The organism is Ruminococcus flavefaciens MA2007 (assembly GCF_000621845.1).
Lineage (GTDB): Bacteria > Bacillota > Clostridia > Oscillospirales > Ruminococcaceae > Ruminococcus > Ruminococcus flavefaciens_E.
Genome location: NZ_JHXF01000006.1, coordinates 40,623 through 63,413 on the forward strand (window position 1 = coordinate 40,623; position 22,791 = coordinate 63,413).

Annotated in this window: 26 protein-coding genes and 1 other annotated feature; of the genes, 3 read left to right on the forward strand and 23 right to left on the reverse strand. The window is 49.1% G+C overall.

The window, feature by feature from the left end; translation table 11 throughout:
• Positions 1 to 46: 46 nt before the first annotated feature.
• From T497_RS0101945 to T497_RS0101985, 9 genes are all read right to left on the reverse strand, one after another.
• Positions 47 to 457, reverse strand: a complete 411-nt coding sequence (locus T497_RS0101945) for an NUDIX domain-containing protein (protein ID WP_028514164.1) — start codon at positions 455 to 457, stop codon at positions 47 to 49.
• A gap of 233 nt (positions 458 to 690) precedes the next feature.
• Entirely contained in the window at positions 691 to 1,182 is a 492-nt protein-coding gene (gene leuD, locus T497_RS0101950; protein ID WP_028514165.1) for a 3-isopropylmalate dehydratase small subunit, read from the reverse strand.
• Positions 1,179 to 2,447, reverse strand: coding sequence for a 3-isopropylmalate dehydratase large subunit (gene leuC, locus T497_RS0101955; RefSeq protein ID WP_028514166.1), 1,269 nt, complete (start codon positions 2,445 to 2,447; stop codon positions 1,179 to 1,181). Before leuC ends, leuD begins: the two co-directional genes overlap by 4 nt.
• Before the next feature lie 20 nt (positions 2,448 to 2,467).
• Positions 2,468 to 4,132: a 2-isopropylmalate synthase gene (locus T497_RS0101960; RefSeq protein WP_028514167.1), complete on the reverse strand. Its 1,665-nt coding sequence runs from the start codon at positions 4,130 to 4,132 to the stop codon at positions 2,468 to 2,470.
• A gap of 69 nt (positions 4,133 to 4,201) precedes the next feature.
• Positions 4,202 to 4,451, reverse strand: a binding site (T-box leader).
• Positions 4,452 to 4,601: 150 nt separating this feature from the next.
• Complete coding sequence (locus T497_RS0101965) at positions 4,602 to 4,856, reverse strand: hypothetical protein (protein ID WP_028514168.1); 255 nt, start codon at positions 4,854 to 4,856, stop codon at positions 4,602 to 4,604.
• A gap of 16 nt (positions 4,857 to 4,872) precedes the next feature.
• Positions 4,873 to 5,016, reverse strand: coding sequence for a WxxxWxxW domain-containing protein (locus tag T497_RS18450; protein WP_177243939.1), 144 nt, complete (start codon positions 5,014 to 5,016; stop codon positions 4,873 to 4,875).
• Between the two features lie 3 nt (positions 5,017 to 5,019).
• On the reverse strand, positions 5,020 to 5,694 hold the full coding sequence (locus T497_RS0101975; RefSeq protein WP_028514169.1) for a TIGR00266 family protein: 675 nt from the start codon (positions 5,692 to 5,694) through the stop codon (positions 5,020 to 5,022).
• Between the two features lie 51 nt (positions 5,695 to 5,745).
• On the reverse strand, positions 5,746 to 6,732 hold the full coding sequence (locus T497_RS0101980; protein WP_028514170.1) for a biotin--[acetyl-CoA-carboxylase] ligase: 987 nt from the start codon (positions 6,730 to 6,732) through the stop codon (positions 5,746 to 5,748).
• A 286-nt stretch (positions 6,733 to 7,018) separates the two neighbouring features.
• The gene (locus T497_RS0101985) at positions 7,019 to 7,489 is read right to left on the reverse strand and encodes a hypothetical protein (protein WP_028514171.1); all 471 of its coding nucleotides are present in this window, start codon (positions 7,487 to 7,489) and stop codon (positions 7,019 to 7,021) included.
• A gap of 129 nt (positions 7,490 to 7,618) precedes the next feature.
• Here T497_RS0101985 and spoIVB point away from each other — a divergent pair, with 129 nt between their 5' ends.
• Complete coding sequence (gene spoIVB, locus T497_RS0101990; protein ID WP_028514172.1) at positions 7,619 to 8,842, forward strand: SpoIVB peptidase; 1,224 nt, start codon at positions 7,619 to 7,621, stop codon at positions 8,840 to 8,842.
• Positions 8,843 to 8,891: 49 nt separating this feature from the next.
• On the opposite strand, the gene T497_RS0101995 is transcribed toward spoIVB, so the two are convergent.
• The 12 genes from T497_RS0101995 to T497_RS0102050 form a co-directional block, all read right to left on the reverse strand.
• Positions 8,892 to 9,164, reverse strand: coding sequence for an HPr family phosphocarrier protein (locus T497_RS0101995; protein WP_019679940.1), 273 nt, complete (start codon positions 9,162 to 9,164; stop codon positions 8,892 to 8,894).
• A gap of 380 nt (positions 9,165 to 9,544) precedes the next feature.
• A complete protein-coding gene (gene trmD, locus T497_RS0102000; RefSeq protein ID WP_028514173.1) occupies positions 9,545 to 10,243 on the reverse strand; it encodes a tRNA (guanosine(37)-N1)-methyltransferase TrmD in 699 nt (232 codons plus the stop codon).
• Between the two features lie 50 nt (positions 10,244 to 10,293).
• The gene (locus T497_RS0102005) at positions 10,294 to 11,013 is read right to left on the reverse strand and encodes a hypothetical protein (RefSeq protein WP_028514174.1); all 720 of its coding nucleotides are present in this window, start codon (positions 11,011 to 11,013) and stop codon (positions 10,294 to 10,296) included.
• A gap of 51 nt (positions 11,014 to 11,064) precedes the next feature.
• A complete protein-coding gene (locus T497_RS0102010; RefSeq protein WP_242839956.1) occupies positions 11,065 to 11,673 on the reverse strand; it encodes a hypothetical protein in 609 nt (202 codons plus the stop codon).
• Position 11,674: 1 nt separating this feature from the next.
• The gene (rimM, locus tag T497_RS0102015) at positions 11,675 to 12,178 is read right to left on the reverse strand and encodes a ribosome maturation factor RimM (RefSeq protein WP_028514176.1); all 504 of its coding nucleotides are present in this window, start codon (positions 12,176 to 12,178) and stop codon (positions 11,675 to 11,677) included.
• Positions 12,179 to 12,225: 47 nt separating this feature from the next.
• Positions 12,226 to 12,831, reverse strand: coding sequence for a helix-turn-helix domain-containing protein (locus tag T497_RS0102020; RefSeq protein WP_028514177.1), 606 nt, complete (start codon positions 12,829 to 12,831; stop codon positions 12,226 to 12,228).
• A gap of 209 nt (positions 12,832 to 13,040) precedes the next feature.
• On the reverse strand, positions 13,041 to 14,480 hold the full coding sequence (gene purB / locus T497_RS0102025; RefSeq protein ID WP_028514178.1) for an adenylosuccinate lyase: 1,440 nt from the start codon (positions 14,478 to 14,480) through the stop codon (positions 13,041 to 13,043).
• A 157-nt stretch (positions 14,481 to 14,637) separates the two neighbouring features.
• On the reverse strand, positions 14,638 to 15,300 hold the full coding sequence (locus tag T497_RS0102030; protein ID WP_028514179.1) for a hypothetical protein: 663 nt from the start codon (positions 15,298 to 15,300) through the stop codon (positions 14,638 to 14,640).
• 36 nt (positions 15,301 to 15,336) lie between these two features.
• The gene (locus tag T497_RS0102035) at positions 15,337 to 15,708 is read right to left on the reverse strand and encodes a hypothetical protein (RefSeq protein ID WP_028514180.1); all 372 of its coding nucleotides are present in this window, start codon (positions 15,706 to 15,708) and stop codon (positions 15,337 to 15,339) included.
• A gap of 65 nt (positions 15,709 to 15,773) precedes the next feature.
• Positions 15,774 to 16,010, reverse strand: coding sequence for a hypothetical protein (locus T497_RS0102040; RefSeq protein WP_028514181.1), 237 nt, complete (start codon positions 16,008 to 16,010; stop codon positions 15,774 to 15,776).
• Positions 16,011 to 16,026: 16 nt separating this feature from the next.
• Positions 16,027 to 16,794, reverse strand: a complete 768-nt coding sequence (locus T497_RS0102045; RefSeq protein ID WP_028514182.1) for a PP2C family protein-serine/threonine phosphatase — start codon at positions 16,792 to 16,794, stop codon at positions 16,027 to 16,029.
• A 21-nt stretch (positions 16,795 to 16,815) separates the two neighbouring features.
• Positions 16,816 to 17,910, reverse strand: coding sequence for an FHA domain-containing protein (locus T497_RS0102050; protein ID WP_028514183.1), 1,095 nt, complete (start codon positions 17,908 to 17,910; stop codon positions 16,816 to 16,818).
• Between the two features lie 362 nt (positions 17,911 to 18,272).
• Here T497_RS0102050 and T497_RS0102055 point away from each other — a divergent pair, with 362 nt between their 5' ends.
• Positions 18,273 to 19,703 (forward strand): preprotein translocase subunit SecD, encoded by a 1,431-nt coding sequence (locus T497_RS0102055; protein ID WP_431602419.1) that lies wholly within the window; start codon positions 18,273 to 18,275, stop codon positions 19,701 to 19,703.
• Entirely contained in the window at positions 19,700 to 20,671 is a 972-nt protein-coding gene (secF, locus tag T497_RS0102060; protein WP_028514185.1) for a protein translocase subunit SecF, read from the forward strand. Before T497_RS0102055 ends, secF begins: the two co-directional genes overlap by 4 nt.
• Positions 20,672 to 20,845: 174 nt before the next feature.
• Here the strand turns inward: secF and T497_RS0102065 are convergent, their stop codons facing one another.
• Both T497_RS0102065 and atpD read right to left on the reverse strand, forming a co-directional pair.
• On the reverse strand, positions 20,846 to 21,256 hold the full coding sequence (locus tag T497_RS0102065) for a F0F1 ATP synthase subunit epsilon (protein WP_028514186.1): 411 nt from the start codon (positions 21,254 to 21,256) through the stop codon (positions 20,846 to 20,848).
• Positions 21,257 to 21,271: 15 nt separating this feature from the next.
• Positions 21,272 to 22,663 carry a F0F1 ATP synthase subunit beta gene (atpD, locus tag T497_RS0102070; protein ID WP_028514187.1) on the reverse strand — a complete coding sequence of 464 codons (1,392 nt, stop codon included), beginning with the start codon at positions 22,661 to 22,663 and terminating at the stop codon, positions 21,272 to 21,274.
• Between the last annotated feature and the right edge of the window lie 128 nt (positions 22,664 to 22,791).

Sequence of the window (22,791 nt, forward strand, 5' to 3'; positions counted from 1 at the left end):
TAAATAAGGATTTTTGCAGGGAACGCCGTTCTCGGCGTCGGATATGCTATTGCCGCAGGATATCAAATACATTGTTCTTTTCAAAATCGCGGATTATGGCGTCGGGAAGAAGAGTCCTGCATTGCTGTTCGTCCGCCCATGTATAGTCCTGATGTTCAAAGCTCAGCTTTACGGCTTCTGTCGATGTTTCACAGAGATATACTATGAGCAGGTCGGGGATCTCCCGTTCCAGAACGGCAACATAAGCGATATTTCCTATCCTGATATCCGTAATGCCTGTTTCTTCCTGTATCTCGCGCATAACAGCGTCCTCGGGAGTTTCGCCGCTTTCGATGTTTCCGCCTGCATTCTCCCATGAACCGGCGCCGATATCGTCATTTTCACATCGCTTTATCAGAAGAAATCTGTTGAGCTTGGGGTTGTATATTATACATTTTACGATTATTTTTGCTATCATTTTATCTCCTTTGGGGAGTGTTGGAAATCCTGATACGGGCGGCGGAACGCCGCCCCTACAAACTATTCGATTTATATTTGCGGGCTGATGTAGGCATCAGCCCCTACAATGATGTCATTTATACTTGTTTCGAGACTTGCGGACTGCCAAAGGCAGCCCCTGCAAAATAATTTTTACCGTGCGGACGGTCAATGGTCGTCCCTACTAAGCATTAATCACTAACAACTAATCACTCAAATAACGCCGTTGGCGATAGCCTGCATAAGTCCGCCGTTTTCGATTATTTTCTGGACAAATTCGGGGAAAGGAGCGGTTTTGTACTCTTTGCCCGTGGTGATATTGCGGATAATGCCGTTATCGAGGTCAGCTTCCACATTATCTCCCTCGGAGATACCCTCGGCAGCTTCGGGACATTCCACGATAGCAAGTCCGATATTGATAGCGTTGCGGTAGAAGATACGGGCGAAGCTCTTGGCGATGACAACGGAGATTCCGCTTGCCTTTATGGCTATGGGAGCGTGTTCACGGGACGAGCCGCAGCCGAAATTCTGTCCTGCTACCATAATATCGCCCTGCTTTACGCGGCTCACGAAGGTCTTGTCGATATCCTCCATACAGTGGCTCGCAAGCTCCCTGTGGTCGCTTGTATTGAGGTAACGTGCAGGGATAATAACGTCTGTATCCACGTTGTCGCCGTATTTTATAGCGTTTCCTGTGTATTTCATAGCTCCATTACCTCCCACGGACTTGTTATCCTGCCTGTTACGGCGCTTGCCGCCGCAGTTGCAGGGCTTGCAAGGTATACCTCGGACTCGGGGTGTCCCATACGTCCCACGAAGTTGCGGTTCGTAGTCGTTATGGCTCTCTCGCCTGCGGCAAGAATGCCCATATATCCGCCAAGGCACGGTCCGCAGGTAGGAGTTGACACCACTGCGCCGAACTCGATAAATGTGCGGATAAGCCCCATTTCCATAGCGTCAAGGTAAATCTGCTGAGTTGCAGGTATCACGATAACGCGGACGTGCTTTGCGGCTTTGCGCCCTTTCATTATCTCAGCGGCGGCGATGAGGTCCTCAAGCCTGCCGTTGGTACATGAGCCGATGACTGCCTGATCTATCTTTACATCGCCAATTTCAGCGAAGGTACGTGCGTTTTCGGGAAGATGAGGAAAAGCCACGGTAGGCTCTATCTCCGACAGGTCAACGGTGAGTACCTCGTCGTAGTCTGCGTCCTCGTCAGCTTTGTATATAACGGGCTCTGCGCCGCCGTGTGTGCGGATATAGTCGAGAGTTATACCGTCCACCTCGAAGATACCGTTCTTTGCACCTGCTTCGATAGCCATGTTCGCCATGCAAAGGCGGTCAGCCATAGTCAGTGAGGCAAGCCCCTCGCCTGTGAACTCCATAGAGCGGTAAAGGGCTCCGTCCACGCCTATCTCGCCGATAATGTGGAGGATAACGTCCTTGCCCGACACGAATCTGCGGAGCTTTCCTGTGAGGACTACCTTTATAGCCTCGGGCACCTTGAACCACGCCTTGCCTGTAGCCATTCCGCAAGCCATATCCGTTGAGCCCACGCCTGTTGAGAAAGCTCCCAAAGCTCCGTAGGTGCAGGTGTGGGAATCAGCGCCGATGACCACATTTCCTGCGGTAACAAGACCTTTTTCGGGGAGCAGGGCGTGTTCGATGCCCATTTCTCCCACGTCGTAGAAGTGTGTTATATCCTTTTCCGTGCAGAAATCGCGGCACATCTTGCACTGCTCTGCCGCCTTTATGTCCTTGTTGGGAGCGAAGTGGTCCATGACCATGGTGACCTTGTTTCTGTCGAACACGCTGTCCTTACCCAGCTTTGCGAACTCCTTGATAGCGACGGGAGAGGTTATATCGTTGCCGAGAACGAGGTCAAGGTCTGTCAGGATAAGCTCCCCTGAACAGACTGACTCTCTGCCCGAATGAGCCGCAAGTATCTTCTGAGTCATTGTCATTGCCATATTTCCACACTTCCTTTACATTACTGCTTGTTGAGCATATTATTTACCGCGCTGACAAGAGCCTTGACTGAAGAAGTGATGATATCGTTGTCGATACCAGTTCCCCAGAAGCTTTTGCCCTCCTTTGTGACTATCTCAACATAGGATACAGCCTTTGAAGCCGAGCCTACTTCCAGAGCGTGCTCGGTATAGCTGTTGAGACTGTAGTCTGCGCCTGTATATGAGCGTATAGCGTTGCTGACGGCGTCAAGACGTCCGTTACCTGTATCGGTTACAGTAACTCGTCTGCCGCTGTAATCGAAGCTTACAGTTGCTTCGATACCGTTGCGCTGTACGAAGTGAGTTTCCGTGATGTTTATAGGCGAGGTTATATCCACATAGTTGCTCTTGAATATTGAGTAGACCTCGTCGGGGAGGAGCTCCTTGTGCTTTTTGTCGGATATGCCCTTGACAAGGTAGCCCACGCTCTCGCGCATTTTCTTTGGCAGGTCGTAGCCGAAGCGAGTCTCCAGTATGTAGCCGATTCCGCCCTTGCCAGACTGGCTGTTGATGCGGATAACGTCTGATTCGTACTCTCTGCCGATATCAGTAGGATCAAGAGGCAGATAGGGCACGTTCCAGACAGTATCGCCGTGTTCCTCGCGCCATTTCATGCCCTTGGCGATAGCGTCCTGATGAGAGCCGCTGAACGCCGCGAATACCAGCTTTCCCGAATAGGGCTGGCGCTCGTAGATACCCATTCTCGTCAGACGGGAGAAGTCCTCGGACAGCGACGGTATATCGCTGAAATCCAGTTCGGGATCAACGCCCTGCGAGTACATATTCATAGCAAGGGTGATGATGTCCACGTTGCCTGTGCGCTCGCCGTTGCCGAAGAGAGTTCCCTCAACGCGCTCTGCACCTGCAAGGAGTCCCATTTCCGTGTCAGCTACCGCACAGCCGCGGTCGTTGTGGGGGTGGAGAGAGACTATGACGTTTTCGCGGTATTTCAGGTTCTCGCACATATACTCTATCTGATTTGCGTAAACATGGGGCATTGAGAGCTGTACCGTTACGGGGAGATTGATTATGACCTTGTCCTCGGGTGTGGGCTGCCACACGTCAAGAACGGCGTTGCATATCTCCAGCGCAAATTCGGGCTCTGTGCCCGTGAAGCTCTCGGGGGAGTACTCAAAGCGGAAATTGCCCTCGTATTTCTCGCGGTACTCTTTAAGGAGCTTTGCTCCGCTGACCGCGATATCTATTATCTCCTCCCTGCTTTTGCGGAAGACCTGCTCTCGCTGAGCAACGGAGGTGGAGTTGTAAAGGTGAACTATGGCGTTCTTGCAGCCCTTGAGGGCTTCAAACGTCTTTTCGATGATGTGTTCACGGGACTGGGTGAGAACCTGTATCGCCACATCGTCGGGAATGAGATCCTGCTCGATAAGAGTGCGGCAGAAGTCGTACTCGGTCTCGGAAGCGGCAGGAAAGCCGATCTCTATCTCCTTGAAGCCGATATCAACCAGTCTGCGGAAGAATTCCAGCTTTTCACCGAGACTCATGGGTATGATAAGAGCCTGATTTCCGTCGCGGAGATCCACGCTGCACCACTGGGGAGCCTTGTCGATATAGGACTTTTCCGTCCATTTCATGGCAGTTTTCGGCGCTTCAAAGAATTGTCTTGTGTACTTTTTTACGTTATTCATGTCAAAACCTCCATTCCGATCCGTTTGCCTCGCAGGAGGGTAATAAAAAATCTCCTCCATGCACGGCATGGAAGAGACGAAGCTGCAATATACTCCGTGGTACCACTCTTCTTGATGTAAGAATACACCCACTCATCTGCGTCGGATCAACGCATATCTCTGTAACGGGAGAGCCCGTCCGTGCCTACTTGACGCGGTCTGCGCCTTTGGGACGGCTGCTCGGGGAGGAGTTATGACCTGCATTTGTCTGCCGACTTTCACCAGCCGTCGGCTCTCTGTGAAAACTCACACAAGCTTTGTTTCCCTTCATAGCATTTTCAATTTATTAACTGTATTATACAATGAAAAACAGCGTTTGTCAAGCATTTGCATAAATTTTGCAAATTGAAATTGCAGGGGAGGGCGCCTAACAGGCGCCCGTAAGTATTTGTGTCATTTTATTCGGGCGAGCGGAACCCGCCCCTACAGCTCAAGGAGCTTTACTTCCGCAGTCAGGGCAGAAATTGCTGGTGCACTCCCTGCCGCAGCTGCATTTCCACGGCTTTACGGGCGCTTTCATGCCGCATTCGGGACAGAAATTGGTACTGTTTTCCGTTCCGCATACACAGCGCCATTTCTCGCCGTTCCACACGGGAGCAGCCTTGTTCTCCGCAGCCATGCGGAAAAGCGCTTCGCCGTTGGTCATATACTGCAAGCCCACAACGGGAAAACCGAATATAAACATAAACGTTACCTCATTGCTATTGCTGCGACTTTATATAGTCAGCTATCCTGTATATTCCGTAGAATACCCATATTATCCATGATATCGCCCAGAGTCCTGTGAATACGCTGAATAATAGGTATACTGCCGCAACAGCGGCAGCGATGAGCCAGTGCTTCATGATTTACTTCTTTACGCCGAGAGAAAGTATCCTGCCTGCAAAGTCGTTGAAGTTCTGTGTCTGGAGTATTACCTTACCCGGACCTACCAGCTTTGTGAGGAAAAGTCCCTCGCCGCCGAGGAATATATTTCCCAGTCCCTTTACAGTCTCTATCTCGTACTGTACAGTGGGCTCGAATGCAACTACGTTGCCTGTGTCTACTTTGAGTATCTCGCCTGGAGCGAGGTTTTTCTCTACCATATCTCCGTCAACTTCGAGGAAAGCCATGCCGTTTCCGAAGAGCTGCTGGAGAATGAATCCCTCACCGCCGAAGAATCCCGAGAGTATCTTCTTTGTGAAAACTGCCTTGAGGTCTACGGTCTGCTCAGCGCAGAGAAAAGCGCCCTTCTGGCAGATAAGACCGCCGTTGGATATATTTACAGGAACGAGAGAACCGGGGACTGTAGCGCCGAAAGCTATCTTTGCGCCCTGAACTTCTGCTGTGTAATTAGCCATGAATATGGATTCGCCTGTGAACATTCTTCCGAGGCTTCTTCCGAGACCGCCTCTTGCATTTGTGCTCATCTTGATGCCCTGTGACTGCCAGATCATTCCGCCTGACTGTGTGAACATTGATTCTCCTGCATTAAGCTCGCATTCTACTGCCGGTACTGTTTGACCAATAATCGTATATCTCATACAGACATACCCTCCTTAACATTTTATTATATTTCAGCGGAATTACCGCTTTTAAACATTTTTTATCCTGCAAAGATTAGCCTCTCCCGAGTTGAGATGGATAGTCTCTCCCGACTGAAGCTGAACTATGAGGTTGGCGTTATCGTCTATGCCCATAGCTTCGCCGATTATCTGCTTATTTCCCACATTTGCGGTTATTATATTTCCTGTGAGAAGCTCGCGCTCCCTGTAGGCTGAAAGGAAGCTGCGGTTCTCTATTTTATGCATATATATTTCAAGGCGGTTGAGCACCTCTGCGCACAGTCTGTTCCTGTTTACGGCAACTCCCGTCTCGTCCTCGATAGATGTAGCCTTTTTGCGGAGCTCCTCATCGAAGCTGTCGCCTATACTGCGGACGTTTATGCCGATACCGATAACGGCGCAGTCAAGAGTGCGCATTTCAAGTCCGAATGAAGCCTCTGTCAGTATGCCACATATTTTTTTACCGTTCATGTAGAGGTCGTTCACCCATTTTATCATGACGGGCTGACCGCAGCAGTATTCGATAGCTTCCGCAACTGCGCAGGCTGCCGCTCCTGTTATCATGGGAGCGTATTCAAGGCTGAATTCGGGGCGCACAAGAGTGCTCATATATAGTCCCTTGCCCGCAGGGGAAACGAAGCTCCTGCCTATACGTCCTCTGCCTGCGGTCTGACGGTCAGCAACGGAGGTAGTACCGTTGGGAACGTTGTTTGAATCCTGTTCCTTGGTGATATTATTGGTGGACTCAACTGTATCATACACGCTGAGGTTGCGTCCCAGCTCTTTTGTTTTCAGAAACGGAGTGATAAGGTCTTCCGAAAGTCTGTTGTTGTCATCGTTGAGCTTGTAGCCCTTTGAGGTCACTGAGCTGATAGAAAAGCCCTCGGTCTCAAGCGCTTTTACAGCTTTCCACACAGCATTGCGGCTCACGCCGAGCTTGTCTGCAAGGGCGGCTCCCGAGATATAATCGCCCTCTGCGCCTGCAAGAGAAGCGAGCAATTCGGATTTTACGTTCATAGTTGAGTGTTCCTTTCGGTAATATTGATAACATTGTATCACAAAAAAATAGTTTTTGCAAGAGAAATCACGGAAAATTAGTGAAAATGACGTTCGGAGATATCATAATTTTAGCTGAACGCAAAAAAGGACGGGTTTCGAGACCGACCTTGTTGTATAATCTTATTTTGCACGGGCAAAAAGTTGAGAGTTGAGAATTTAGAGTTGAAAGTTATGGAGTCGCCGTTGGCGACAAGATTTTAATAAAATTAGCGAATAAAACACATTAACTCTCAACTCTGCACTCTCAACTCTCAACTGCGCCAAAGTGCTTCAGCTGTACTGCGGCTATGGCTGCCGTAAGCACACAGGGCGCTATACTTGGCAGAATTCTCCGCATATACATATCGCTGACGGGCAGCAAGGTGTATTTATCCGTCCAGCCGCTTGAATCGGCGTGGTCTGTGAGCTGCTTCAGCATCACCAGACACAGGACAAGTCCGCCCAGAGCAAGAATAATTGCCAGAATATTCGGCGTTTTTTTTCTGAAAAGGCACAGAAAAGCTCCCGAAACCATAAGAACTGCGGATATTATTAGAAAAACTCCCGTATTTTTCAGCTCTGCGCCGTAGCTTTCTCCGTTATATATGAGACCTGCCCCCGAAAGTGCGGTCATAGCTCCCGAAAACCATAAGCTCAGCAGCAGGGTAATGACCTTGCATACCGTCATCAGGGGCGACCGCCTTTCAGGAAGCTTTTTTGTGTTTTTTTTGCTCATTTTTTACTCCCTATGTAGTTTTCGGCTGTGTGTAATTCACATCTATAAAAGCACTCAGCCGAAGCATAATATAAACAGCTCCCTTTTTTCGGAGCAATATGTTCCCGAGGAACAGGAAAGGATAACAAAATGTTTTTTAAAAGAAAAATCGTAAGATCTGCTGCAACGCTATTATTTGCAGCTTTTGTGGGATTATTCGGGACAGCAGGCTATTATTCCGCACATTTGCCTGCGGTGATAAGCGCTTCGTCGGCAGATGACCTGAAAATAGCGGCTTTTCCGCAGCTCAGCTGCTCTGCTGCGCCTGAGCTCGCCGTACCTGCCGCAGGTACCTGCTCAGACGGGGAGCAGGTGACTTTTTCGCTTTTCGGAGCTATCCCCGTCAAAAATGTTGAAGTCCGAAAAACAGAAGCTCCCGTTTTAGCTGTGGGAGGTCGTCCCTTCGGAATAAAGCTGCTCATGGAGGGCGTCATGGTCACGGGACTTGGCGACGTGGAATGTCAGGACGGCTCGCTGACCTGTCCTGCCGAGGACGCAGGCTTGCAGAAGGGTGATATAATACGTCTTGCAGACGGCGAGATACTCACCTCAAACGACCAGTTACAGCAGAAAATAGCCGATTCGGGCGGAAACGTCCTTGAACTTTCGGTGCGCCGCGGCGATGAGGATATAGATATGGAGCTCCAGCCCGTGTTCTCGCGCAGAAGCGGCGGCTTGAAAGGCGGTATGTGGGTTCGTGACAGCATAGCTGGCATAGGTACTATGTCGTTTTTTGACACGAAAACAGGCTGTTTTGCAGGACTTGGACACCCTATCTGTGATTCCGATACGTGCGGGATAGTCCCTGTTCACAGCGGCGAGGCTGTGCCTGTGGAGATCACCGATGTAAAGCGGGGCGCCCGTGGCTTGGCAGGGGAGCTTCGGGGCAAATTCGCCATGTCTGACAGCTTCGGCATTCTTGAACGGAACAAGCCCAGCGGTATCTACGGGCGGCTAAATGGCGAGGCTCTTGCGGAGATGACCGCAGACTGTCAGGAGTTCCCCATGGCTTTCCGTCAGGAGATAACCGAGGGCGAAGCCGAGATATACACCACAGTTTCGGGAGATACTCCTGAGAGGTATTCCGCTGAGATAGTCAGTGTTGACTACAGCAGCGGCACAAGCTCGAAAAACATGGTGATACGCATAACCGACAAGCGGCTTCTTGATGCGGCAGGAGGCATAGTTCAGGGCATGAGCGGCAGTCCTATAATCCAGAACGGCAAGCTCATAGGCGCGGTAACTCATGTTTTTGTGGGCGATCCTGCTAAGGGATACGGTATTTTTGCGGAAAATATGGCTTCTGAGCTGTAAAAAAATAAATGGGCGTTACTTTTGGTAACGCCCCAAGTTTTTTGTCTGATTATCTGTTTTCCTCGCTGAAACCGCTGTCAACAAGCTCGATAAGAGCGTCAACTGCAGCCTTTTCATCAGCGCCGTCAGCGATTACCTTTACGTTTGTACCGCCAACAATACCGAGCGAAAGAATGCCAAGCAGACTCTTTGCATTTACTCTGCGCTCTTCCTTTTCGATCCAGATCGATGACTTGAACTCGTTAGCCTTCTGAATAAAGAAGGTTGCGGGTCTTGCGTGAAGTCCAACCTGATTCTTTACCATTACTTCTCTGACAAACATAAACAACTCTCCTATTCTCGTAAGTTACAGTCTCTCTAATTCTTTTTAAGGACTGTGTTGCCGTTTGCAAATTTGTTTCACTTGCTGATTTTATTATACAGTCTATTTTTTGCTTAGTCAACGGATTTTTATGATTAAAAGTCATGTTTCCGCTAAATTCTACATTTAGATTAAATGTGAATGAAATTTTATCAACTTGCTTGTTTATTATCACTACAAAAAATTGTTGATAGTGATTGTTGAAAGTGCATATTTATCAACATGATATTATGGTATTTTTTTCTAAAGGGAGAATGCTTTTTTGTCTATACAGCCAGTTATGTGTGGAACACTTTGTGGAACAATGGCTTTTTTTGTGGAACAAATTTCTGAGGAATTGGTCAGCAAATTTTTCCGTTATATTTTTCCAGAAGGTCAGGTCGGCGCTCCTCTGTGAGCTTCAGGCTCTGCTCGTGACGCCATGTTTCGATGTTCTTGTGATGTCCTGTAAGGAGCACGGGCGGAACCGCCTCGCCCTCCCATATTTCGGGGCGTGTGTACTGCGGATACTCTAAAAGTCCGCTGTAAATGCTCTCGTCGGTGAAGCAGACCTCGTCGGAGAGGACTCCCTCGCACATACGGGCAACAGTATCGGCAACTACCATTGCAGGGAGCTCGCCTCCTGTGAGTACATAATCGCCAATGGATATCTCCTCGTCTACGATCTTGTCGATAACACGCTGGTCTACGCCCTCATAGTGACCGCAGAGAATGAGGATATTGTCCATTTTTGACAGCTCGATGGCTTTCTGCTGGTCAAATATCCTGCCCTTGGGGGACATATATATAGTATGGGGCTTTGCGCCGAGGTCCTCGCAGACCGCCTTGTAGCAGTTGTAAATGGGCTCGCACTGCATTACCATGCCCATTCCGCCGCCGTAGGGCGTATCGTCAACGCGGCGGTGCTTATCCTGAGTGTATTCCCGTATCTGACGGCAGTGCAGGCTTATTTTTCCTGCCTTGCGGGCTCTGCCGATAATGCTCTCGCCGAGGACGGCTTCGCACATTTCGGGGAACAGTGTGGCTATTTCAATATGCATATTTATGCTCCTTTATGATTTGAGACCGCATGAAGCGGTCTCGGATATTATTATGTAAGCTTGATACTGTTTGCGATCGCCAGTGTCTCGTTTGTATCTGTGACCTTTATGCCGATGCGGTATTTGGTCTTTTTGTCACGCTCGGGGTAGATGTCGATGTATGCCATGTTGTAGTCTGACACCTTTTCGATGTGGAGACAGCCGCGGAAGCCTACTCCGTCAACGGAATAGTATACTTTCGGATTGTTTTCGCCGAAATACGCTTCGTTTTTCTCCTTCATCATCAGATAAAAGGTCTTGGAGTTCTTGAAGTCATGGATATCGAAATCCTCCATAGTAAGGGACATTTTCAGCTTTGTGAACTCATAGCCGTTCTCGGGAGTGGTCTTTTCCACAGCCTTGCAGTAGCGGTCGAGAGCTTCCTTGGAAATGCCCGTTCTGTCGAGAAAATCGTCGCTTTCGCTTATATTCAGCTCGTTTATGATGATATAGTGGGTATCGTCGCCGTTTTGCCATTTTGCCTCGGATTTGTCGTCGGTGCGCATGGGCTTCATGTCGTCCCATGCAGTCAGGCGCAGACCAAAGCTTGAATAGTCGGTATAGTCCGCAGGAAGAGGCGGCAGATTATCGGGAATGGTCTCCCATATACTGTCTGTGAGCTGTAATTCGTGGGTGCATTTGTATTTGTACGGTATGCCGGGGAAGAAGTAGGCGCAGACGCCTGCTGCGACGATTACGAGCAAAAACAGTATGCCGAAGAATTTTTTCATTGTTGGGTGCCTCCTTTTGGCGTATTCACGCCGAATTTTCTTTTGTTCTTTTTATTTTTCTATCTCTTTTTTATGCATAAGGTGTATGCCTATGTGTCCGATCCCAAGTATTATTGACGCCGCAGTAAGAAAAGCATTGCAGGCGAATACTCCGAGGAGAAATACCGCAAATACAGGCAGTGAAGCGCCTGCCAGCGGAAAGCCGCAGTAATCCGCGTACATATCTCCGAGAGTGCGGCTGCTTCGGAAATACTTTATCCAGTAGAGCTCATACATTATCATAAGTATGAGGGCGAGTACAAGATAGCCGAGCCGCGGGGATATTACAGGTCCCGAAGCTGAGCTGAGCCACAGACGGTCAAGTCGTCGGTCTGTAATAACCAGGATCGATACAAGGACTTCGCCTGCACGTTCAAGTGCGAGGAGAAGCTTGCTTTCGCGCTTTGTGGACTCCTCATAGCCTGCGGGCTGGTTTTTGCTCCATATGATATTGGGGATAAACAGCATGAGCAGGAAGACTATTCCCGTCACTGATATGCCCCATTTCGAGAGCTGTAGCCAGCCTTTCAGCGGTTCTATGCTGGTCATTGCCGACCATGCGGAAATTGCCGCAAAAGCCGCAGTAAGAGCTCCGACAGCTATTATATTGCTCTTTTTCATTTCAGTCGAAAAGTCCGTCAAGAGGACGGATAGTCATGATACCGCCGTCAATGTCCGTAGAGATCACAACGTCTGCGATAGCAGGGATGAGATATTCCTTGTCGTCGCCCTTTATTACGTAAACGTCGTTTGCGCCTGTCTGCATAACGTCGGCTATCTTGCCGTAAACGGTATCGTTGTCGGCGTCGCGGACTTCAAGACCTATGAGGTCCTGTATGAAGTAGGTATCCTCATCAAGCTCCAGATCGTCGCGGTGCATATAGAGCACCTTGTTGCGGAGCTTCTCAGCCGCTTCGGGAGTGTCGATCCCCTCTATCTTTGCAATAACTGTATTCTTGAACACTCGGGAGCGCTCGATGAACACTTCCTCGTGGTTTTTTCCTATGAAAAGCCTGTCGAACTCCGCAAGAAGCTCGGGGCTGTCAGTGTAAGGCATTATCTTCACCTCGCCGCGTATGCCGTGGGTAGTGACTATCTTGCCTGCTTCGAGATATTTTTTTTTCATTGTGTTTCCTTATATTCTGTAGGGGCGGATACTATCCGCCCGATAATTCAGTGAGTAAGTCTGCGCCTGCAGTATAAACGTTTGCCGCACTTGGGGCAGGTGAGCTTTCTCTTTGTGAGAGTATGAATGCCGAAAACATAGCTCTTTGCAGACGGTACGAAGCGTGTTCCGCAGTGCCTGCACTCATAAGTGCCTGCGCTCAGATCCGCCATGCAGGCAACAGCGATACCGCCTGCCATAACGATCACGGCTATTGCGATAAGCAGAATCCTCTGCCATGTTTCCATTTTCAGTGTGCCTGCCACTAATATGATCGTAACGCTTGCAAGTACTGCGATAGCGGCTGAAATAGCCGAAATGATTATTTTTCTTATGCTTTCCTCTTTTTCACGCATGATATTCATAATATTTTCCTCCGCTTTCTTCTTGTAGTCCTCGTCGGGGATACGCTCGCCCGTGAGGAGCTCGTTTACATTGATACCTAACTTTTCACAGAGGGGGAGCATAAGGGACACCTCGGGCATACCCTTGCCTGTCTCCCACTTGGAAACTGTCTTATCACTGATAAGGAGTTCTTCGCCAAGCTGTTTCTGTGTAAGTCCTTTTTCTTTTCTCATCTGAGAGATGAATTTGCCGATCTTTACCTGATCCATTCATGTGTCCTCCTTTCTGAGAAAAGTGTATCATGCCGCGGAGAAAAAGTACACCCATGGGGCGTAGAATTACGGTATCAAGCGGAGTCTACGCTTCGTAGAGTGCGGAATATCGCAAAAAGTTGAGAGTTTAGAGTTGAGAGTTGAAAAAACTGCTCTTGACAGCGGAGGGTATCAAAAACTCTCAACTGAGCAGCCGAAGGCTGCGTTTAGTTCTTCATTTCAAAGCTTTCGCCGAGGATATCCTTGTTAGCTTCGAGGATAGGCTTTATGCATTCAGCAAGGAACTCGTCAACCTGCTGTGAGCTTCTGCCTGTGTAGTTCTCGGGCTTGAGAACAGCGTCCAGCTCCTCCTTTGTTACCATGAACATCGGATCAGCTTCGATGAGCTCGCAGAGATTGTTGTCCAGACCGCGGACCTTAACGTTTGCGCCTGCCTCCATGGAGTAGTCCATGATACGGTCGTGGAGCTCCTGACGATTTCCGCCCTTCTTGACAGCGTCCATCATGATGTTTTCGCTTGCCATGAATGGGAGCTCTGCCATAACGCGGCGGCGTATCATTTCGGGATATACCACGATGCCGTTTGTAACGTTCATCATGATGTTGAGTATAGCGTCAACGCCGAGGAATGCCTCTGCTACGCTGATACGCTTGTTTGCAGAGTCGTCCAGAGTTCTCTCGAACCACTGTGTGCCTGCTGTGAATGCAGGGTTAAGACTGTCTATCATTACGTAACGTGCGAGGGAAGTTATCCTCTCACAGCGCATAGGATTGCGCTTGTAAGCCATTGCAGAAGAGCCTATCTGCTTCTTCTCTCTTGGCTCCTCCATTTCCTTGAAGGACTGGAGAATACGCATATCGTTGGAGAATTTGCTTGCGGACTGTGCGATATCGCTGAGGAGCTCCAGCACCTTTGAGTCGACCTTACGTGAGTAGGTCTGACCTGATACGGGAACTACGGCGTCAAAGCCCATTTCCTCGGCTATCATCTGCTCAAGCTTCTTTATCTTGTCTGTGTCGCCCTCGAAAAGCTCCATGAATGAAGCCTGTGTGCCTGTTGTGCCCTTGGAGCCAAGGAGCTTCAGTGTGGACATACGGTATTCAAGGTCGTTGAAGTCCATGAGGAGCTCGTTGAGCCAGAGAGTAGCTCTCTTGCCCACAGTTGTGAGCTGTGCAGGCTGAAGATGTGTATAAGCAAGGCAGGGGAGGTTCTTGTACTCGTCTGCGAACTTTGCAAGGTTGTTCATGACGTTTATGAGCTTTCTGCGGACTATTTTAAGAGCGTCGCGCATGATGATAACGTCTGTATTATCGCCTACATAGCAGGAAGTAGCTCCGAGATGGATTATTCCTGCGGCGTCGGGACAAGCCTGTCCGTATGTGAAAACGTGAGCCATAACATCGTGACGGGTTATCTTTTCGCGCTCTGTTGCCATTTCATAGTCAACGTCGTTTATGTGCTCCTCCAGCTGCTTCACCTGTGCCTCTGTAATAGGGAGACCGAGCTTCATTTCGGCTCTTGCGAGAGCTACCCAGAGCTTTCTCCATGTAGTGAACTTTTTATCCGCAGAGAAAATATACTGCATTTCCTCGCTTGCATAACGTGTGCAGAATGGGCTTTCATAGCTGTTGATATTACCGCTCATGTTGATTTTACTCCTTTTACATCAATTGTCGTACTTCGACAGTACATCAATTCAATTATATCATCATAAGCCTGTCATGTCAATAAAAAAGGCGGCACGGAGCCGCCTTAGTTTTGATGAAATTTTGCTTTATTTCTGTGTAAATTACCCATTGACATCACAGCTCGTCCATAGAGTCCTGCTTTGTTTCCCCGATATGGTCGTCAGGGCTGTTCTGAGGAATCGTCACATCTGACATGGAGTCTGAGGCAGTTCTTTTGCGGTCGTCTATCATCTGCTGATAGGGATTCTTTATGCCGTACTGCCTGATGTCCATTTCCTGGTCGAAAAAGCGCTCGTTGAACTGCGGAAAGCCGTCGGCTTCTTCGAGCTTGTGGTAGGTCACGTTTATTTTAAGGTTGATGACTGCCGCTGTGCCCACTATTGCCAGCAGTACCAGATGTATCATCGAGAATTTGCCGAAGATGTTGAAATCGTAGAACAGCTTGTTCTCATACGGGCTGAGGAACATCAGGAGCAGCTGATTCATCACCAGTACACCTATGAGTGCCATGAGTGAGAAGTCGTGATATCTGTAGCAGCCCTTCCACGCTAAATAGGCTGCAATGGGTACCACTATCAGTGCGTCAAGTGCGCCTGCGACTACATATGAGATAAGTCCCATAAATATCGCTGCGGGCAGATATACTGCAAGAGGCGCTATATAGAAGAATATCAGCTTTGAGCGGATACTCTGTACTCTGTTGTAAAGGGTTCTGTTGTGTGCAAATTCCTGTGACCTAACGTTTCGGTTATGGCCTAATTCGTCGATTTGTGCCATATATGCTGCGCCTCCTTATGTACAGTGGGTTATTGCTTAGTATGCGCCGTCGTCCAGCTTTTTAGCCATGAAGCAGTAAGCGATAGAGAAAACGAGTCCTAAAACAGCGGAGCTCTTGTTGTCCGAGCCGATGAATGATATGATGTTGAGCACCATAAGTATCGCCGCCAGCTTGAAGCACATATTGTAGTTCTCCTTTACGCCGTAGAAAGCCATAAACAGAGCTATTGCAGTCGGTATGAGAGCCAGCAGGATAGCGAGTATAGCTACACCGCCGAAGGCAGCTTCTCCGCCTGTTTTTCCTGCGGTAGCAGCGCCGACGCCTGCTATGCCCAGTATGCCGATAATGGCGATAATGCCGTAATAAACGAGCAGTAATATGCTCATGACCTTGAATGCTATTTTCATTTTGATTTTCCTCCTATATCATGTACAAAAATATATTAAACCGAAGCCTGCGTGGGAGCTCGGGCTTAATCGCTTATAACATCGTCTGTGTGGACTATGACAGTATTTTCCATGAGCTCAAAGCCTGCTGCGGCAGCTGCCGCGGATACCTCGCTGAGCGGAACAGATGTCATTTTGCTTCGTGAAGCGCCGCTTCCGTTGGTTTTTCGCTCTTTTTTAGCGATAATGCTCCACATTATGATGTTTATTATGATGAATACCGCAGCCGCAGCTGCGATAACAAGTACCTCTCCTGTAGTCATATGTATCTCCTTTGCATTACAGCTCGGGACGGAACAGTGCGGCGGTGATGTTGTCGGTCTCGTCTCTGTCCTTGACGGTGTCGATGAGCTGTCGGAGCTGCTTCTGCATATCAGCCTTTGTGGTCAGCTTTTTAGGCGAAAGCTCCTCGAAAAGCTCCTTTTCCGTGAGAACATGGCGGAAACCGTCGGAACATATCATGTAGTTGACGCCGTTTTCGAGGTCGCCAAGCTTTACCTCGGGGAAAACATCGTCGGTAACGCCGATACACTGCACAAGAGCGTTCCTGAGGGGATCGATGCGAGCCTCCTCGGGAGTCATATTTCCCAGCTTTACCTCGCGGTTGACAAAAGTGTGGTCGTCGGTGAGCTGGCTCAGCTTATCCGACACCTTGTATATACGGGTATCGCCTACGTGGAAGGTCATGAACTGCGAATCCACGGCGATAATGCCTGTTGCGGTAGTGCCCAGCTGCATACACTCGCGCCTGCCGTAGGCAACAAGCTTTGCGTTAAGGCGGCGGAGCCTGCTTATTACGTTATGGGCGGCAGTATGCCAGTCCCACTCGGGCAGCTCAAAGGGCAGCTCCCTGTCGAACCATTCGGCGAAGCTGCGGACTACCTCGGCGCTGGCAAGCTCTCCCCGTGAGAGTCCTCCCATGCCGTCGCATACCAGTATCAGCGCGGCTCTGCCTGTATTTGTTTTAGCAGTCTTTATGCATACGCTGTCCTGATTTATCTTTTTGGCGATACCCACATCGGTATCACAGGCTGCAATATATTCCATAATTTCCCCTTGTGACGCACATCATACGTCTGTGAAATCGAATTCTTCGTTTGAAAGTGTGAGCACGTCGCCGCTTTTCAGCTTTATCTCCCTTTCGGGGAGCAGGGGCGTGCCGTTTATATAGGTCTTGTTGGTGGAGTTGTTGTCCTCGATGAAGCATGAGCCGTCACGGGTGTAGATAGTGGCGTGAACTCGGCTGACGGTCCTGTTTTCGGTAACGCAGAAGTCAACGCGGTCGCGTTCCTTGCCTATCCTGAACACAGGCTTGCTGATATTCACGGTAACTCCCGTAGAGCGCCTTGTGAGGGTAGGATATCTCACTTCAACATGAGGTCTTTCCTGCTTTATGAGCTCGGGGAGGGGCTGACGCTTTTCCTCGTTTATAGAGGGCAGCACCTTTGGCTCGGGCTTCTGCACCGCAGGCACGGGTGCCTTTACGGGCTTTGGTATATTGAACTGGTGAGTGTCGCCGCTCTGCTGAACAGGCGGTATAACTCTCGGTGTGCGGACGGGCTGCTCCTGAGAAGCAGGTCTGCTGAACTGTCTGTGGTCGTAGGACTGACCGAATATCTCGGGACAGGTCTCGCGGATATACTCCTTGGTCTGGTATATGCTGAAAACCCGCATACCGATGACGTAATTCATGAAGCTGTCTATGTTGGCGTAGGTGTTCTGGTCTGCGTATTTAGCGTAAGTGGAGATCTTGCGCAGGCAGTTCACTATGCCGTCGTTGAAGCTCTCGTTGTACCAAAGCGGCAGATAAAACAGGTGGATATCGCAGTTTTCGGGAGAAACCGTGACGAAATCAAGGTCAAGTACGATATTCTGCATATTAAATCCGCAGTTTTCAGCCACTTCAAGTATATCGAGAAGATTTGAAACTATTCGGAAATATTTTTTTGTGTCGACGCCGCTTTTCAGGAGGTGCATGAGGGGGATACCCCTTGCGCCTGTGAATTCAAGCTTGTCTGCGGCTGTGGAGCGCGGTACGAGCCAGCCCTTTATGCGATTGTCTATGAAATAGTTGTATTCGGCTTCGTTGAGCATTTCGCTGCCCATGAATCTGCAGTGTATGCACACCTCGCCGTTTTTTTCGGAAAATCTAAGCTTTGCCACGTTACCGCTCCTTTCGGTTTGCTGTTTAATATTATACAATATTATGTATGCAAAGTCAAGATTTTACTGTAGGGGACGACGTTCACCCGTTACGTATTATCGGGCGGATAATATCCGCCCCTGCAAGCTAAAGACTCGGAACGCCGAAGACGGCGTTCCCTACAGGTAATTTGTTCATAATTCCAAATTTGAGCCGCTGTAATTGTGCATATTTTTGAAATGGGAATATTTTCAGCTCATATGCTTGACTTTTTTATAAAAATATAGTACAATAATTGTAATTGTCATAGAGACAGGAAATATGAGCTTAAAGGCTTATCTGCGCACTGGCAGACCTGAAAAAAAGCTCAAAAACAGGAGGCATGACTGTGAAAAAGACAGGCAAAAAAACTTTCTTCATTGTCGTTGCTTTTATCGCTATTTTCGCCGTAACATCAGTTCTTGGCATTGATAAGCTCTACGGCGACAACAGGACCACCTACGTCAAGGGCGTTGACGATATCCGTCTTGGTATCGATATCAAGGGCGGTGTTGACGTTACCTTCGGTCCCGCAGGCGACTTCGACGCTGACGAAGCTCAGCTGGATTCCGCTACCGAGGTCATCAAGACAAGACTTTCTTCACTCGGTATCACGGATAACGAGGTCTACAGCGATACAAAGAGCGACAGAATTATCGTTCGCTTTCCTTGGAAGGTCGGCGAATCAAACTTCGATCCCGAATCTGCCGTTAAGGAGCTCGGCGAAATGGCTGAGCTGACATTCCGTAAGGGCACTGATACAACTACTGACGCAGAGGGAAATACCATTCCTTCAGGTGAGATCGTCCTCACAGGTGACGATATCGCTTCTGCAAAGAGCCAGTACTTACCTACAGACGACGGCAAGGATCTGGAATATGTTGTTTCACTTGAGCTCAAGTCAGACGGTGAAAACTCAGGTAAAGAGAAGTTCGCTGCTGCTACAGGCGAGCTCATGGGTACTGAAACACCTATCTCTATCTGGATGGATAACACTATGATATCTGCTCCGAGAGTAAACAGCACTATCACAGACGGCAGAGCTCAGATCTCAGGCAGCTTTGACGCTGATTCTTCAAAGAAGCTTGCTGACCAGATAAATTCAGGTGCTCTTCCGTTCAAAATGGAGACAAAGAGCTTCAGGACCATTTCTCCTACAATGGGTGAAGGCTCACTGGACGCTATACTCCTTGCAGCTCTCATCGCATTCGTCGGAATAGCTGTATACATGATATTCCTCTACAGACTTCCCGGTTTTGTTGCTGTTATCGCACTCTGCGGACAGGTAGCAGGTTCTATCGCAGCTATCACAGGCTGGTTCGGCTTCATGAACGGCTCGACTCTTACCATACCCGGTATCGCAGGTATCATACTTGCAGTAGGTATGGGAGTTGACGCAAACATCATCACAGGCGAGCGTATCAAGGAAGAGCTCAGAACAGGCAAGTCACTTGACGCTGCTATAAAGATAGCTTACAAGAGAGCATTCTCCGCTATCCTCGATGGTAACATCACAAACGTTATCATCGCAGTTATCCTTATGGGCGCTTTCGGTGTTCCCGACAGCTTCTTCTCAAAGATACTCAACAAGACTATTTTCTTCGCATTCGGCGCTACAGCTGAGGGCGTTGTTTACTCCTTCGGATTTACCCTGCTCGCAGGCGTTATCTGCAACTTCATCTTCGGAGTATTTGCTTCAAGACTTATGGTAACATCACTCTCCAAGTTCAAGTGCTTCAAAAACAGAAAGCTTTACGGAGGTGATACGAAATGAGCAAGAAAGATACTCAGAAAGAAGTCGTATTAACTCCCAAGAAGGTATATAACTTCTGTTCAAAGAAAAAGCTCATACTCGGCGTTGTTATCGGCGTTCTGCTCGTATTCATCGCAGGAGCTATTATAAGAGGCATTCATCTCGCTATCGAATTCAAGGGCGGTACTCTTATCACCTACACTTATCAGGGCGAGATCAATACAAACGATGTTGCTTCCGCAGTAAAGGACGTCGTTGGTTCAACTGTTGTAGTAAGAACAGGTGAGAGCCTTGACTCAGGCGGAAAGCAGGTAACTATCTCGTTTACCTCTGATCAGGGACTTACTGTTGACAGACAGACAGAGCTCACTACAGCTCTGAGAGAAAAGTTTGCCGAAAACGACCTTGAGATATACGATTCAAACGACGTTAATCCTACATCGGGACGTGAGTTCCTGCTCAAGTGTCTGGTAGCAGTCGTTTTCGCTGCTATCGTCGTTATCATCTATATCGCTATCCGATTCAAAAATATCGGCGGCTGGTCAGCAGGTGTGTGCTCAATATTCGCTCTCTGCCTCGACCTTCTCGTTGCGTTTACAGCTACAGTAGTATGCAAATTCAACATCGATTCAAATATCGTTGCTGTATTCCTTACTATCCTCGGTTACTCTATCAACAACACTATCGTTATCTACGACAGAATCAGAGAGAACCGCAAGCTTATGCCAAAGGCTTCTCTTAACGAGCTTATCAATGTAAGCTGCACACAGTCGCTTACACGTTCTATCAGAACATCTATCACAACTATCGGCACAATGCTCATAGTTACAATAGTTGTTATGGTAACAGGCTATGATTCGCTCCTCAGCTTCTCTGTTCCGCTTATGATGGGACTTATCTCAGGTACGTTCTCATCACTCTTCGTTGCACCTGTAACATGGTCATGGTGGATGAACAAGAGAGCTGCAAAGGGAAAGACTTCCAAGTAAAATCAAAACCGTCCGCAAAAAGCGGACGGTTTTTTGTATGTTGTTTGTATGTAGGGGCGGCGTTTCGCCGCCCGTGTGATACGTGGTTCTGGTTTGGCGGGCGACGGGACGTCGCCCCTACAACTAATCACTAATCACTAATTACTAAAAATGCGCTCCGTCGGAGCGCATTTTTTACTTGAAATGTTTCTGTGATATTTTCAGACGGTTCATAGCGCGGTTGAGAGCAGCCTGAGTCTCATAGTACTCCTTGATGCTCTGCTTCTGCCTGAGGCGTTCCTCGGCGCGTTCACGGGCTTCCTGAGCGCGTTTGATGTCTATTTCCTCGGGAAGCTCACAGGTCTCCGCAAGGATAATGGAAGAATCGGGCATTACCTGTATGAAGCCCTCGGAAATGGCGGCATACTTCCATTCGCCGTCCACAAGGTACTTCAGCTCGCCTGTGGGGAGACAGGTTACAAGAGGCTCATGTCCTGCCATTATACCGAGAAGTCCGTCTATAGCGGTTATAACGAGGTGCTCCACCTCGCCGCTGAAAAACACACGGTCTGTAGCGATTATTTCAAGGTGAAAGGTCTTAGCCATTGTTAAGCCTCCCTATTACTCGTCGATCTGACGAGCCTTCATGATAACGTCGTCTATAGTTCCTGCCATGAGGAATGCAGCCTCGGGGTACTTGTCCATATCGCCGTCGATGATAGCCTTGAAGCCCTCGATAGTGTCCTTTAACGGCACGTACTTGCCCTTGAGACCTGTGAAGTTCTCCGCAACGTTGAACGGCTGTGAGAGGAACTTCTGTATCTTTCTTGCACGGTATACAGCCAGCTTGTCATCTTCGTCAAGCTCCTCCATACCGAGGATAGCGATGATATCCTGCAATTCCTTGTATTTCTGGAGAAGCTCCTGTGTGCGTCTTGCCACGGTATAGTGCTCCTCGCCGACTATCTCGGGTTCGAGGATACGTGAGTTGGACTCCAGAGGATCAACGGCAGGGTAGATACCCTGCTCGACTATCTTACGGGAAAGTACCGTAGTAGCGTCAAGGTGTGCGAAGGTTACCGCAGGAGCAGGATCGGTAAGGTCGTCCGCAGGGACGTAGACTGCCTGTACTGAGGTTATAGAGCCGTTTTTCGTAGAGGTGATACGCTCCTGAAGCTCGCCGACCTCGTTAGCCAGAGTAGGCTGATAGCCAACGGCAGAGGGCATACGACCGAGAAGAGCCGATACCTCGGAGCCTGCCTGTACGTAACGGAAGATATTGTCGATAAAGAGAAGAACGTCCTTGTGCTCGCGGTCACGGAAGTACTCAGCCATAGTAAGACCTGTCTGAGCAACACGCATACGTGATCCGGGGGGCTCGTTCATCTGACCGAAAACGAGAGCGGTCTTGGAGATAACTCCCGATTCCTGCATTTCGTTCCAGAGGTCGTTGCCCTCACGGGAACGCTCTCCGACGCCTGTGAATATGGAGTAGCCGCCGTGCTCGGTGGCGATATTTCTGATAAGCTCCTGAATGAGGACGGTCTTACCAACACCTGCACCGCCGAAAAGTCCTATCTTACCGCCCTTAGCGTATGGAGCGATAAGGTCGATGACCTTGATACCTGTTTCGAGGACTTCTACAACAGGGCTCTGGTCCTGAAAAGTAGGAGCCTTGCGGTGTATCTCCCATTTTTCCTCGGTCTCGACGTCACCCTTCTTGTCGATAGGCTCGCCGAGGACGTTGAACATACGTCCGAGAGTCTGCTCGCCTACAGGCACCTTGATACAGGAGCCTGTGGAGGTGACCTCCATATTCTTGCTGAGTCCCTCGCTGGACGCCAGCATGATACAGCGGACTATGTGGTTGCCCATATGCTGAGCGACCTCCATAACGCGCTTTTTGCCGTCGACCTCGACGGTGAGGGCGTCCCTTATCATAGGGAGCTTTCCAGCGCCGAATTCAACGTCTATAACAGGTCCGATGACCTGTGTGATTCTGCCTTTTTCCATTGCTTTCTCCTTTGTTTAAGAGAATTTGGGATAAACCAATTGTAGGGAACGCCGTCTCGGCGTTCCACATAATTTATGTAACATTATGTAGGGGAGGGCGCCCTCGCCCTCCCGCGATAGACGTATAA

What these genes read in the sequence shown, in the direction of transcription:
- T497_RS0102055 (WP_431602419.1), top strand. Translation starts at nt 18,273, where the DNA reads ATGACTGTGAAAAAGACAGGCAAAAAAACTTTCTTCATTGTCGTTGCT.
- T497_RS0102035 (WP_028514180.1), bottom strand. Translation starts at nt 15,708, where the DNA reads ATGAAAATAGCATTCAAGGTCATGAGCATATTACTGCTCGTTTATTAC.
- trmD (WP_028514173.1), bottom strand. Translation starts at nt 10,243, where the DNA reads ATGCATATTGAAATAGCCACACTGTTCCCCGAAATGTGCGAAGCCGTC.
- secF (WP_028514185.1), top strand. Translation starts at nt 19,700, where the DNA reads ATGAGCAAGAAAGATACTCAGAAAGAAGTCGTATTAACTCCCAAGAAG.
- T497_RS0102065 (WP_028514186.1), bottom strand. Translation starts at nt 21,256, where the DNA reads ATGGCTAAGACCTTTCACCTTGAAATAATCGCTACAGACCGTGTGTTT.
- atpD (WP_028514187.1), bottom strand. Translation starts at nt 22,663, where the DNA reads ATGGAAAAAGGCAGAATCACACAGGTCATCGGACCTGTTATAGACGTT.
- leuD (WP_028514165.1), bottom strand. Translation starts at nt 1,182, where the DNA reads ATGAAATACACAGGAAACGCTATAAAATACGGCGACAACGTGGATACA.
- T497_RS18450 (WP_177243939.1), bottom strand. Translation starts at nt 5,016, where the DNA reads ATGAAGCACTGGCTCATCGCTGCCGCTGTTGCGGCAGTATACCTATTA.
- spoIVB (WP_028514172.1), top strand. Translation starts at nt 7,619, where the DNA reads ATGTTTTTTAAAAGAAAAATCGTAAGATCTGCTGCAACGCTATTATTT.
- T497_RS0101945 (WP_028514164.1), bottom strand. Translation starts at nt 457, where the DNA reads ATGATAGCAAAAATAATCGTAAAATGTATAATATACAACCCCAAGCTC.
- T497_RS0102020 (WP_028514177.1), bottom strand. Translation starts at nt 12,831, where the DNA reads ATGGATCAGGTAAAGATCGGCAAATTCATCTCTCAGATGAGAAAAGAA.
- T497_RS0101975 (WP_028514169.1), bottom strand. Translation starts at nt 5,694, where the DNA reads ATGAGATATACGATTATTGGTCAAACAGTACCGGCAGTAGAATGCGAG.
- T497_RS0102030 (WP_028514179.1), bottom strand. Translation starts at nt 15,300, where the DNA reads ATGGCACAAATCGACGAATTAGGCCATAACCGAAACGTTAGGTCACAG.
- T497_RS0102040 (WP_028514181.1), bottom strand. Translation starts at nt 16,010, where the DNA reads ATGACTACAGGAGAGGTACTTGTTATCGCAGCTGCGGCTGCGGTATTC.
- T497_RS0101985 (WP_028514171.1), bottom strand. Translation starts at nt 7,489, where the DNA reads ATGAGCAAAAAAAACACAAAAAAGCTTCCTGAAAGGCGGTCGCCCCTG.
- T497_RS0101965 (WP_028514168.1), bottom strand. Translation starts at nt 4,856, where the DNA reads ATGTTTATATTCGGTTTTCCCGTTGTGGGCTTGCAGTATATGACCAAC.
- rimM (WP_028514176.1), bottom strand. Translation starts at nt 12,178, where the DNA reads ATGAAAAAAAAATATCTCGAAGCAGGCAAGATAGTCACTACCCACGGC.
- T497_RS0101995 (WP_019679940.1), bottom strand. Translation starts at nt 9,164, where the DNA reads ATGTTTGTCAGAGAAGTAATGGTAAAGAATCAGGTTGGACTTCACGCA.
- T497_RS0101960 (WP_028514167.1), bottom strand. Translation starts at nt 4,132, where the DNA reads ATGAATAACGTAAAAAAGTACACAAGACAATTCTTTGAAGCGCCGAAA.
- T497_RS0102005 (WP_028514174.1), bottom strand. Translation starts at nt 11,013, where the DNA reads ATGAAAAAATTCTTCGGCATACTGTTTTTGCTCGTAATCGTCGCAGCA.
- T497_RS0101980 (WP_028514170.1), bottom strand. Translation starts at nt 6,732, where the DNA reads ATGAACGTAAAATCCGAATTGCTCGCTTCTCTTGCAGGCGCAGAGGGC.
- T497_RS0102045 (WP_028514182.1), bottom strand. Translation starts at nt 16,794, where the DNA reads ATGGAATATATTGCAGCCTGTGATACCGATGTGGGTATCGCCAAAAAG.
- purB (WP_028514178.1), bottom strand. Translation starts at nt 14,480, where the DNA reads ATGAGCGGTAATATCAACAGCTATGAAAGCCCATTCTGCACACGTTAT.
- T497_RS0102010 (WP_242839956.1), bottom strand. Translation starts at nt 11,673, where the DNA reads ATGAAAAAGAGCAATATAATAGCTGTCGGAGCTCTTACTGCGGCTTTT.
- leuC (WP_028514166.1), bottom strand. Translation starts at nt 2,447, where the DNA reads ATGGCAATGACAATGACTCAGAAGATACTTGCGGCTCATTCGGGCAGA.